The sequence below is a fragment of the Kitasatospora sp. NPDC036755 genome (assembly GCF_040636595.1).
In the GTDB taxonomy this organism is placed as follows: Bacteria; Actinomycetota; Actinomycetes; order Streptomycetales; family Streptomycetaceae; genus Kitasatospora.
On the sequence record NZ_JBEZUT010000267.1, the window covers coordinates 1 to 12,450 of the forward strand.

Below are 12,450 nucleotides of genomic sequence, written 5' to 3' on the forward strand. Positions count from 1 at the left end.
CGCTTCGGCACCCGGGGCAAGGGCGTGTCCGTCCGGGCCGACGAGGCCGGCAACCTCACCGCCACCACCGCCGACGGCACGTCCCGCTGGCACGCCCCCAGCCCGCAGATGTGGGACAGCTCGGCCGCCGCTCCGGTGGCGGCCGCCAAGTCGGCCCCCGCGCTGAGCGGTGCGGCGGGCGACGCCCCGAAGGCGCGGACCGAGGCGCGCAGCACCGCCGAGGGGCCGGGCGACGGCGCGAAGGTCGCCACCATGTCGACCACCGTCACGGCCGACGCGGTCGAGCTGACCACCGACGACGCGGTGCTCGGCAAGGGCCAGGGCCCCTGGTTCATCGACCCGGCCTGGATCCCCGACCGCAACGTGGCCAACAACTGGACCTGGACCCAGGCCGCCTACCCGGGCAAGGCCAACATCGGTCGGACCACCGCCGGCGGGGACCAGTACGCGCGTCCCGGTGTCGGCTACCAGGGCTACCGGGTCGACAAGGGCATCGAGCGCTCGTACTTCCAGTTCGACACCCACTGGTACCGGGGCGCGATCATCAACCGCGCGACCATGTCGGTGTGGGAGCACGAGTCCTCGGACTTCTCCTGCACCAACAAGTACACCCTCGACCTCTACCTCACCAGCCCGATCAGCGACCAGACCACCTGGAGCAACCCGCCCGTGAACCAGGGCGGCCGGCTCGGCGAGGCCTCGGTCCCGGGTGCCGGTCAGCCGGGCTGCGGCGGCGAGTACCAGTTCAACTACGACGTGACCGGGGTCTACCGCTCCTACGGCACCTCCCTGGACACCCTCACCTTCGGGGTGTTCGCCCGCGACGAGTCCAACATGGCCGCGTTCAAGCGGCTCGGCTACAACCCGGCCGTCGAGATCGAGTACGACCGCGTCCCCAACGTCCCGACCGGCACCTTCGCCTCGCCCGCGCCCACCACGGCCGTGCCGTGGGCGAACAACCAGGGCTGCGGCAACGGCACGATGGGCTGGATGAACTCCGCGTCGGGCTTCAACGGCTCCGTCACCCTGAACGCGACGGTCAGCAGCCCGGTCCAGCAGTCGCTCTACGGCTGGATGGGCATCTGGGACTACGCCGACACCAACCGGGCCGACAGCGGTCAGACCCCCGAGGTGGCCAACGGCGGCACGGCCGCGTTCCAGGTCAAGCAGGGCCTGCTCCAGGACGGCCACGTGTACGGCTGGGACGTGATGGCCAGCGACGGGCTGGTCCAGCGCTCCGCCGGGAGCCCGCCCTGCCGCTTCGGTGTCGACCTGACCCCGCCGACCCTCTCCGTGCCGGACGTCAACTCCCTGCTGCCGGAGACCGAGCTCGACTACAAGCTCCCGCCGTCCGGCAACGGCCAGGTGACCAGGAAGCACGTGGGCCAGCAGGGCCTGGTGCCGTACACCGCGGCCGACCCGTCCCCGGGCGGCAACGCCTCCGGTGTGGTCTGCGCGCGCTGGTCCTGGGACCCGCAGTTCGCCGGGGACGGCTGGTACTGCGGCGGCGGCATCAGTGACGGCTTCCCCGTCACGCTCTCCCGCTGGGGCACCAACATCCTGTACATGCAGGTGATGGACAACGCGCGCAACGTCTCGCCGGTCGCGCAGTACGCCTTCTACGTGCCGTGGAACCCGGACGGCCCGCCGCCGGTCTTCGGTGACGTCACCGGCGACGGTGCCCCCGACATCCTGCAGCCCGACCAGGCCGGCTACCTGCGCGCCTACAACGCGCCGGGCAACTCGAAGGTCCGCACCCCGGCCGTGGCGGCCGTCGCGACCCCGGCCGACGCGCCCGGCGGCAAGGGCTGGAACAACATCCAGATCGCCCACCGCGGCACGCTCACCGGCGGCAACAACATCGACGACGTGTTCGCCCACGCGCCCGGTGACCCGGAGCTCAAGCTCTACCCGAACCCCGGGAACACCGGTGTCTACGGTCGGATCGACAAGTCCGTGCCGATCGCCAAGCCGAAGTGCGTGAAGACCTCCACCGAGGACTGCTCCTGGCTGACGGCGGCCGGCTACAACGCCGCCGACTGGTCCGGCACGCTGCGCATCGCCGCCCTCGGCGACCCGGTCTCCACCGACCTCGACCCCAAGCTGGGCTTCAAGAACAAGACCGGCCTGCTCACCATCGAGAGCACCGACAACGGTGCCGACGCGGCCCTGTGGTACTACCCGGCCACCAACGCCAACACCCTGGGCAAGCCCGTCCGGCTGGCCGCGTCCGGGTGGAAGAACAAGGAGCTGATCACCCCAGGCGACTGGGCCAAGCAGGGCCACCCGGGCCTGTGGGCCCGCAACCTCGCGGCCGCCGCCGACGGGCCCAAGGACGACATCCTCGCCTACACCTTTGCCACCGGGACGGTCCTCGCGATCGACAACCAGGGCGTTCCCATCAACGACAGCAACGGCAAGCCGCTGCTCGTCCCGACGCTGACCCAGATGCTGCCGGGCGGCACCCGGATCGGCTGGGTCTCCACCGACACCTACCCGGTCATCGGCTCGGACGGCGACCTCACCGGCAACGACAACCCCGGCCTCTGGGCCCGGAAGACCGACGGGACCCTGGAGATCTGGTGGGGCCAGCCCACCACCCCCGGCACCCCGTCGGCCGGCTACACCTGGCTGACCGGTTCCACCCCGATCGGGAACATCTCGGTCGCCCCCCAGTGGTGGGCGCTCGACGGCACCGGTGACAGCAGCAGCACCAACACCCTGTACAAGAACGGCGGCGATCCCAAGGCCGCCTACCCCGCCGGGGCCGCACTCACCACCGACCACAACCGCGCGGCGGACAAGGCGACCGCATTCGACGGCGCGACGCTCTACCGCACCACCGCACCGGTCAACTCCGGTTCCAACACCCCGGGGTTGGACACCACCCAGAGCTACAGCGTCTCGGCCTGGGTGAAGATCAACAACACCGACAAGTACCAGACAGCGGTCTCGCTCACCGGCGACAACAACAGCCCGTTCTTCCTGCAGTACTCGACGGTCTTCAAGAACTGGGCCTTCGTCCTGCCGAACGGCGACAACGCGACCGACTGGTACGCCGCGTACGACCGCAATGCCGTCACCACCGCGACGATCGGCCAGTGGACCCACCTGACCGGTACCTACAACGCCGCGAACGGCATGGCCACCCTGTACGTCAACGGCCTGGCCGTCGGCTCCACCAAGGTGGGAACCGCGTGGAAGCCCCCGGCGGGCAGTCTCAACATCGGCGGCGCCACGTACAACAACGGCGCCGCCGGCGACTACGTCAACGGCGCGATCGGCGACGTCCGGGTCTACCCGTACGCGCTGACCGACCCCCAGGTGAACACCGTCGCCACGTCGCAGTCCATCGTCCACATCCGCAGTGCGGTCGACAAGCACAAGTGCCTGGACAACTGGGGCAGCACCGCGGGCTCGCCGGTGGTGATCTACGACTGCTGGAACGGTGACAAGCAGCACTTCACCACCACCCGGGACAACCAGCTCAAGACCGTGCCGAACGGCCTCTGCCTGGGCACCCGGGACGCCAACGTCATCGACGGCACCCCGGTCGTCTCGCAGCCGTGCAGCAACTCCGGCGCCCAGACCTGGATCCGCCGCTACGACGGCACGCTCTACAACCCGGCGTCGAACAGGTGCCTGGACCTGCCCGCGTCCAACACTCAGAACACCACCGCACTGGCCGTCCGGCCGTGCGGGATCCAGGCGAACCAGCACTGGATCCTCGACAACGAGACCCCCGCGGGCGTGTAATCCCCCGGAGGCCGGATACCATCGCGGCCCCTCGCCGAGCGCCCTGCGCGTTCGGTGGGGGGCCGCCCTGCGGCAACCTCCTCGACGGCCCGTCGACGGCCTTCCCGGAGGTCGTCTATCACCCGTGAGCCCCGGCAGGGGCGGCGCCGGCCAGTACGAGGTCCGTACCGGAAACCCGCTCGGCTGCTCCCGCTCACCCAAGCCCGCAGCCGCTCAACTCTCCTCCCTGATCTTCGGGTTGACCGTACAGAAGTAGACCCGACTGGCCTGCCTGTCGAAGTAGAAGCTCCCCGAGTACTGGGTCCGGGTGACCGACTCGTCGAAGGCCCTGCTGTGGAGCCACCTGGTCGGGTCGCCCACCTCGGCGGCGATCTCCTGCGGGACGCCGCAACCGATGGAGACCTCCTCCCACGTCCCCTTCCCCGTGATCTCCGCCAGCGTCGCCGGCTCGACCTGCGCCACCCCCTGCACACTCACGTCGGTCGGCCCGGGTACCCACGTCACGGAGTTCTGCGTCAGCACCCGGTCGACCCACATCGCCGCCGACAGCGAACCCAACTGCGGGAAACGGCGCGTCAGCGGTTCGAGGTCCGTCCGCACCTGCGCCGGAGTCGTGGCGACGGCAGTGGGCCGGCGGTCCACACCCTGCTCGGTGGCTGCCGTCTTCGAGCCGGCTCCGCAGCCCGTGGCAAGCAACAACGCGGCGGGAACCGACATCAGCACCCCGGTCGCAGCCCCACGCCGCCGACTCGCCATCATGCGCTTCATAAGATCGTTGTCCCTTGATCATCTGTAACTGGCTGATGAAGTACCGGTCGAATCGGAGAAGTTCGGGTCGGCCGAAAGCCTCGGGCCTCCGGCCGACCCGAACCGGCACGTCACCTGTGCTCCACGCCGTTCCCTCCGCCGCTCTTCGACCCGGTCGCCCCGATCGTCCACGAGACCGTCGTCTCCAGGCCACCGCGGGTCATGTAGGGCTTCGCCAGACCGAGGGTCGCGAACCTTCCGTTCACCGAGTCCGGAGTCCCGGTGCCGATGTCCTTCGCCTTCAGGTTGAAGTCATACCGATCCAGCACGTGGACAGTGAGCTTCATCGTCACCTTGTTCCCCTCCACTGCGACATCGGCACTGCCCCACAGGTGGAAGTCACCAAGGGCCTTCTGCCAGTTCTCCGTCGCCGGATAGAGATGCTTCCCGGCTGCAGTGACAGCGTCTCCCGTCATGCTGAAGGCCTTGCGCCCCGTCTTCAGCGCGATCTTCTCCGCCCAGCGCTGCGCCGATTCGACCTCGTCGTCCACCAGCTGACGTATGTTCTCGTCGTCTTCGTACGCTTTCCCGAAGTTCACCATGTAGTCACTCCCGGACCCGTCCATGTAGTGCATGTAGGCGTCGCCGCTGTCCTCAAAGGTAGAGGCGTTCTTCTGGAAGCCATCGCAGCCCTTCCATCCCGTCTTGCCGCACACCTGTGCCGCAATGCCCTTCATGCGCCATTGGGCGTAGTTCGCCTTGTCACTGTTCGTCGCTTTGACCGAGGGGTCGTACGGGAAGTCGTCCCCGAAGTCGACGTTGGGTTCCGCCGGGGAGCCGATGCGGTACTTGTCGTCGTTCGGATCGGGCGTTGAGACAGGGGCGTACATGGCCTGGCAGTCTCGACTGTCGGGCCTCGTCAGGCAGCGGACATCAGGGTCGTACAGCCCCGTGCCGTCGGACCGGTTCAGCGGATCGTTGTGTGAGTACACATACGCGTTCCACTGCTGTGGATCGGCCACCGCCAGAACCGGGTCGGGGCTGAGGAAGCGGCCGGTGCTCGGCTGGTACTGGCGGGCGCCGAGGTTGGTGAAGCCGGTGGCGTCGTCCTTGAGGCCGCCGACGTAGCCCTTGTCGCCGGCCCAGGAGTTGGTCGCGCCGGAGCCGCGCAGGACGCCGAAGGGGTCGGTCCAGCGGCGGGTCTCGTCGGTGGTGGCCGAGTCGATGGAGAGCGTGCCGGTGTTGTGGTGGTCGGTGAACTGGTAGGTGAGCTTGGTCGGGCCCTGGCGGACCAGGGTGACGCCGCCGGGGAGGGTGTAGTAGCGGGTGCCGGTGCTGGTCCTGCTGCCGGTGTCGTAGACGAGCTCGTCGCCGCCGCCGAGGTTGACCGTGACCTTGCCCGGGTTGCGGCGGACCAGCTGGTTGCCGTCCGCGTCGTAGACGTAGCTGGTGGTGGAGCTGCCCTGCTTGATCGAAGCGAGCTTGCCCTCGGCGTCCCAGGTCAGCTCCGCGCCGTTGGCCGCGTCGACGGGGTTCCAGGTCTTGGAGTCCCACTTGGGCACCCAGCCCGGCGCGTACACCATGAACTTGCCGTCGTCCTGGACGACCGCGAAGTACTTGCTGTTCGGCCCGATCCACGACTGCGAGGACCAGAGCGGGACGCGCTGCGGGTCGTAGACCACGAAGTTGCCGTCGTCCTGCATGGTCGCCCACGCGCCCGGGTGGTTCGCGGTGTTGGTCGACCAGGTCACCAGGCCGGTGCGCAGCGAGGTCAGTACGAGGTTGCCGTCGGTCTGCATGGTCAGCTGGACGGAGTTGGAGCGCACCGACTCGCCGGGGTTGAGCACGAAGCCCGCACCCAGGGTCTTGTTGGCGCCCGGGTTGGTGGTCTTCGTGGTGTTCCCGGCCGCGTCGTACTGGTTGGCGCCGGGAGTGCTGCCGTTGTTGGGGAAGGTGGACTTCACCGTCGTGGGCGCGTGCGGACCGCCGGTGCCGCCGCCCGTGCCGGCCGCGGTGGTCGGCGTGTTGCGGCTGCCCGGCGCCGGGAAGGTCTGGTCGATCGTCAGGTCCTTCGAGGTGTCGCCGGTCGGGTTGTGCGTGACCAGCTTGGTGCGGTTGCCGACCGCGTCGTAGGTGTAGTCCTGCCAGTACGCCGCGCTGCCGCCGACCGTGGTCTTCGCCGGGGCGACCGCGCCGCTGGTCGGCGTCGCGTTGGCGCAGGCTCCCTGACCGGCCAGGGACGGCGTCGGCTGGTTCAGCTTCCCCGTGTCCGACCAGGCCGAGGTGATCCGGCCCAGGTAGTCGTGGGTGAAGCACTGCAGGTCGGTCGCGGCCGGGGTGTTGTTCGGGATCGTCCGGATCGCGGTGATCTGACCCGCCGGGTCGTACGCGTAGGTGGTGTTCTGGACGGTGCCGGTGGTGGCGGTCTGCTTGTCGACGTACTGGGTCAGCAGACGCCCGGTCGGCTCGTCGTACGTGTTCGTCGCGACGATCTGCGTACCCCACGGGTTCATCGTGGTACGGATGTTGCGCCCGTAGGCGTCCCAGTCCGCCTGCCGCAGATACGTGTAACCGGCCCCACTGACGTCGTTCAGCTCACCGTAGGACTCGTAGGTGTAGTTGACCGACTCCTGCGCCAGATCACCCGCCGCAGCACGCCCGTCCGCCATGATGGAGCCACTGATCGGGTCGTACGCCGCCGTGTAGTCGAAGGTCGCCTGACCGGTCTTGCCGATCTCACTGCCCGGAATGGACACCGTGCTCTTCGTCGGCCGGTAGGCGGCATCGAACTGACTCACGGACTTGCTGTAGGCCGCGCCCCCGGCGCCACCGACGTAGCGCGTAGAAGAACTCGCCTGCCCCTTGGCCACGGTGTCGTAAGTGAACCCGGTCAACTGGTTCGCCGGGTCGACGGTGCCGTTGAAGGTGCCGGTCTTGCGGCCCAGCAGGTCGTACGTGAAAGCGACGGTCTGACCACGTCCGTCCGTGGTGGTGGCCAACCGGCCCGCGCCGTCGTAGGTACGGGTCGAGACGCCGGTCTCCGGATCGTCGGCCCTGACTTGGCGACCACGCTGGTCGTAAACGTAGCTCCAGCTGTTCCCTGCGGTATCGGCGCGCGAGGCCGTCTGGCCGCCCGGGGTGTAGGTGTAGGTGGAGACATCGGCGTCAGCCGAATTCCCCGTCGCTGTCGGCGTCCGGTACTGCCACAACTGGGTGGTACGGCCTCGGGCGTCGGTGACGGTGCTGGTGGCGGTCGCGCCGGTCGGCGGCGACACGTCGGTGCGGTCCGCCCCCGGGTACGCCGTGGTGGTCGTGGTCTGCGGCGTGCCCAGGGCCACGAACTGGGTGCTCACCGCACGCCCCAGGCCGTCGAACTGGATCACGCTCACGCTCGGCACCTTCGCGCCGTCGGGGATCCACCGGGTGGTGTTCGGAGTGGTGGTGTCCTCGTAGTAGCTGTTGTACTTCCGGTTGACCCTCCCCTGCGAGTCGTAGAACGTGTCCGCGACCAGACGGCCGTGGTACGAGGAGACCGCCGGATCGCCCTGAGTCTGCACGACTCGGCCCAAACCGTCCAGGATCTGGACGGAGGCTCCATAGCTTTTGCCGCCCGCCCGAAGTGTCCGACTGGTGATCACAGACGGGGACTTGGTGCCGTTCACCGCGTAGTCGAAGGTGAAGTTGGCACCCGCCGTCGTGTCACGGCCTGGAGTCCAGACCGCCTTCAGCCGACCCACACCGTCATAGGACTGGATGACTGTATGGGCGTTGACGTCCGTCGTCTCGAGCGCGAGACCACGGGACGGGTTGTAGGTAACGGTACTCTCGCGCCGGGCTCCGGCGTCTGGTGCACCCTCCGGGGCCGGGGTTCCGGTGACCACGCGGTTGGGCAGCTCACCGGGGCCGGCAGAACTGTAGGCAGTAGTGGTGACGGCACCACCCGGGTTGACGCCGTCTCGGACGGTCGGGTCGCTCACAGAGACAACCCGGCCATAGACGTCGTAAGCGGTAGTCGCCGTGGTGACGTACTGGGCCGCACCATTGGCGTCGTAGTGGTCCAGCACCTGGACACCTGTGACCTCGCCCTTGATGCCCGCGTAGCCGAAGCCCTGGCCGTCGTAGAACGTGCGGACGCCGGACACCGTGTTGGCGGACGACGCCTCCGCAGTACAGGCATTGACCCCGGAGACCACGTACACCTCGGACACCAGTCCGGTGATCGCCAGGTTCTCGGATTCGGCGTACCGGGTGCGAGTACACACGTCCGGAGTGGCGTCAGCGCTACTCAGCGAAGTGGTGACCCGGTTGTCCTTCGCCGGGTCCCTGTTCGTCACCGCGGACGAGGTCCGCGATCCCGTCGTGGTCACGGAAGTGGTGGCAGAAGTGATCGTGGTCGCCTGATACCCGGCGACCAGATCCGGGAGACCCGGCCGCTTGTGGGTGGCGGTCGGCTTCAGGCCGGCGCTTCGCTCGTAGGTGTTGACGGTGTAGGAGAGCGGCGATGCGCGGTCCGCCGCGGCGTCGGCGTAGGTGTCCGTCTCCAGGACCTGGCCGGACAACCATTCCTCGTCGGTCCTGCTGCCGCTCTTCACCCCGGCGACGGAGGCCGCCTTGGCGCTCCCGTTCGCCTTGATGTCACCGTTCATGCCCTGGTAGTAGCTGGTCGTGGACTTCGCCTGCGGCCCGTCCTTGCCGGAGCCGGTCACCGTGGTGACACTGGCGTAGCCGCGGAACTGGTCCCAGGTGCGGTAGTCCGACTCGACCAGCGCGCTGTCGTTGCGGCGCCAGGCCGCCGGACCGTAGGTGTACGAGGTGGTCGTCGCCACCGCGCCGGTGACCAGCTTGGCGTTCGGGTCGACGGTGACCGTCTCCACCGGATACCGCAGGAACCAGTCGTCGACCGTGGCCTGCACCCCGGTGTCGAACCACTTCACCGGGTAGCAGCTCCTGTCGTTGTTGTCCGCCGAGGCCGGCATGGCCCCCGTCGTGCGCGAACAGGAGTCCTTGACGTACGACACCAGGATCGAGCCGCCGGTCTCCGTGGTGATGACCGCCATGCGCGGGCGGTTGTAGCGAGGACGCGCCGGCACCAGGCCGTCGACCCGGTTCCTCAGCATCTCGTCGGTGAAGGTCACCTCCGGCAGCTCCTGCTGGGCCTGGCCGTTGGCCGTGTCCTTGCCGGTGCGCTTCACCGACCGCAGCCAGGCGATCGGCTCGTTGTCCGTCGCGTTCTGCGGCGTCTTGAACTCGTGGACAAAGTCGTACTGGTCCACCGGACGGTAGCCGGCGCCGGAGCGGATCGACGTGGTGACGGAGTTCAGCCACAGCGTCGACCAGTAGGTCGGGCCGTAGTTGGTGCACGCGCTGTTCTCCAGGCACTGCTTGTCCAACGGGACGTCCGGCCAGTTCGCCGCGTTCGCCGCCGTGCGCTGCGCCGGATCGCAGACCGCGCCGGACTTGCAGCGCTCACCGACGGTGAAGTCGATCTTCGCGGCGGGCTGGAACGCGCCGTTCGCCCCGAGCTGGTCGGACAGCAGCTGGCCGTAGCCGATCGAGGCGAGCACACCACCGCGGGTGTACGGGGTCAGCTCGCCCTTGCCGCCGTTCTGCGCGCCACCGCGCGCGTACCGGTTGGTCTCGGGCGTGTAGGAGTAGGTGGTCAGGTTGCCGTGCGAGTCGACCACGTAGTCCAGGTTCCAGCGCCACGCCATCTGGCACCAGGAGCCCTTGCCCTTGGCCGCGTCATAGCACGGGTCACCCGCGTTCGGCGAGTACACCGGCACCGTCCACGCCGACCTGCTCTCCGGACCGACCTTGGCCGGAGTGCCGTTCGCCGCCGGGAGCCGGTTGAGCCCGAAGTAGAAGACGGTGCCCGAGGTCGTGTCGGTCACCTTCAGGTACGCGCCGTTCCAGGTGCCGTTGTCGGCACCGGTCAGGAACTCGACCTTCGTGCCGTCGTCCCGCTTCAGACGCCAGGTGCACTTCGACTGCTCGTCGGCGCCGACGCTACCCTTGACGCAGGACTCGTCGTCCGGGACCAGCTCACCGGAGTGGCCGCCCAGCGACAACGTCAGGTTCGCGCCACCCCAGCACTGGTCACCCGAGCCGGGAATGCCCGCCTTGTCACAGCCCCGGTAGCCGCGCTCGACGTAGCCGGCGCCGAAGTCCCAGCCGTCGCCGATCCACGACGCCTGCGCGTTCGTCGACGCCGTCTTGCCGTCCACCGACGCCGAGTCGTAGCCCAGCGACACCGACGGCGGCGTACCGCCCAGGGCCGGCGGGACCACGATCGGGTAGGAGTACGTGAACGAGCCGGAGGAACTCCCCGCGGCCCAAGCCTGGCTGGGCGCGAGCGGGGTGGCACTGTACGTCCCGGTGCCGCTCTGGGGAGCACCGGTCGGCGCCAGCAGCAGCTGCGGCGCGGCCGCCACGGTTCCGGCCGAGGCCGCCTCGGACCGCCGGCCCGGCCCGGCCGCGCTCGCGGCCGGCAGCTCGACGTCCGCGACCAGCCGCTTCGCCGCCTCGTCGTACTGCGCGGCGACCGGCGTACCGGTCCGGCAGCCCTCGGCGTCCGGCGTGGTCAGCGCGCACTCGGGCAGGACCACGAGCCGGGCGCGGTGCGCAAAGTCACCGCCGAAGCCGATCGAGCCCAGGTCGATCCCGACCCGGACCTTCCCGGCCTCCACCGCGCCGTCGGCACGCGAGAGCGCGACCAGCGCACCCGGGACGCCCGCCGCCGCAGTGGCCTTCGGATCCGCGACCTGCACCTGCACCGACGCGGCCGGTGCGGCGCCACCGGCGACCGGCGCCAGCCACACCGGCAGGTCGCCGGCCTGCCGGGAGGCGCCCGCGGCGGGCTGCCGCCCGTCCGGCGCCACGTCGCTCTTCGAGGCCACCGCCGGCGCGGCGTCGAGCACCACCACGGCCTTGCCGTGCTTCGGCTGCGGCACCGCCTTCGGCGGCACCCAGTTCGGCGAGCCGGCCGGCGGCGTCGCCGACTGGGGCTTGTCCGCCTTTCCAGGGACCGAAGCGGTCCGCTGCACCGGCGTGTTCGGCGGCGTCCAGACCTTGTCCTTGCCATCACCCGAGGGCGCCGCGAAGGCCGGCACCAACGGGGACAACAGGGAACCCATGACGGCCAGTGAGCTCAGCACCGCCAACCGCGACTTCAGCCGCCTCGGAGGCGGCCCCTCCCGTCCCGCCCCTCGGCGGAAGCGGACAGGTGTCGTCAACATCCCTACCCCCCTGTTTTTCTCACGTCATGTCATGTTCGACCGCACACGCAGAACGAACGACATCCGGGCGGAGAGTAAAGCGGGGGCAAGCCGCGGGTCTAGGTCAGACCAGGCCCGACGCGACAGTGACGATCATCACAGTTGCTCCGAATCGGGAACCGTCGGGCCAAAGCGGACAGGGTTGCAAAAATCAGAAGTTGACGACCCGTTGACCACGAGCGGTAGTTTTTGACCATCTCTGCACACTTCCTTTGCAGAAATTGGATCCCGCCTGGTCACACCCGATCAGGACATCACTCATGGGGGACCTCACCATGCCTGCCGCTCCTCCTGGAGCCCGCGCCGGCGCGCGCCGCTCCGGACGCCCGCCGCGACCGGTCGTCGCTGCGGCGATCGGCCTCGCCCTGGCCCTGACCTCGATCGCGCCCGTCGCGGCCGCCGACACCCCGCCCGTGCCGCCCACTCCGGCGGACGCCCAGCCCGCCCCGGTGCCACCGGACCTCACGGCGCGGATGGCCGACGGCGACGCCAAGCGGGCCGGCGACGTACCGCCGACCAACCCGACCGAGAAGGCCATCGCCGAGGCGAAGAAGACCGGCAAGCGCGTCCAGATCCCCGAGTTGACGGACGAGGTCAGCGAGACCTTCGCGACGCCGACCGGTCACCTCTCCCGCACCGAGCACGTCGAGCCGCAGCGGGTGAAGCAGAACGG

The 12,450-nt window shown here is 69.2% G+C and carries 3 protein-coding genes and 1 pseudogene; 2 read left to right on the top strand and 2 right to left on the bottom strand.

What is annotated here, in order from left to right:
* Positions 1-3,756 (top strand): LamG-like jellyroll fold domain-containing protein (locus AB0E96_RS30570; protein ID WP_359829019.1); only part of this gene is annotated, 3,756 nt, incomplete at its 5' end.
* A gap of 213 nt (positions 3,757-3,969) precedes the next feature.
* On the opposite strand, the gene AB0E96_RS30575 is transcribed toward AB0E96_RS30570, so the two are convergent.
* Positions 3,970-4,524, bottom strand: a complete 555-nt coding sequence (locus AB0E96_RS30575) for a hypothetical protein (RefSeq protein WP_359829020.1) — start codon at positions 4,522-4,524, stop codon at positions 3,970-3,972.
* 110 nt (positions 4,525-4,634) lie between these two features.
* The gene (locus AB0E96_RS30580; RefSeq protein ID WP_359829021.1) at positions 4,635-11,636 is read right to left on the bottom strand and encodes an RHS repeat-associated core domain-containing protein; all 7,002 of its coding nucleotides are present in this window, start codon (positions 11,634-11,636) and stop codon (positions 4,635-4,637) included.
* A 401-nt stretch (positions 11,637-12,037) separates the two neighbouring features.
* Here AB0E96_RS30580 and AB0E96_RS30585 point away from each other — a divergent pair.
* A pseudogene (locus tag AB0E96_RS30585) lies at positions 12,038-12,450 on the top strand (hypothetical protein); the annotation flags it as partial.

Bases quoted from the DNA above. Each gene is read 5' to 3' on its own strand.
- AB0E96_RS30575 (WP_359829020.1), bottom strand. From the start codon at position 4,524: ATGAAGCGCATGATGGCGAGTCGGCGGCGTGGGGCTGCGACCGGGGTG.
- AB0E96_RS30580 (WP_359829021.1), bottom strand. From the start codon at position 11,636: ATGGGTTCCCTGTTGTCCCCGTTGGTGCCGGCCTTCGCGGCGCCCTCG.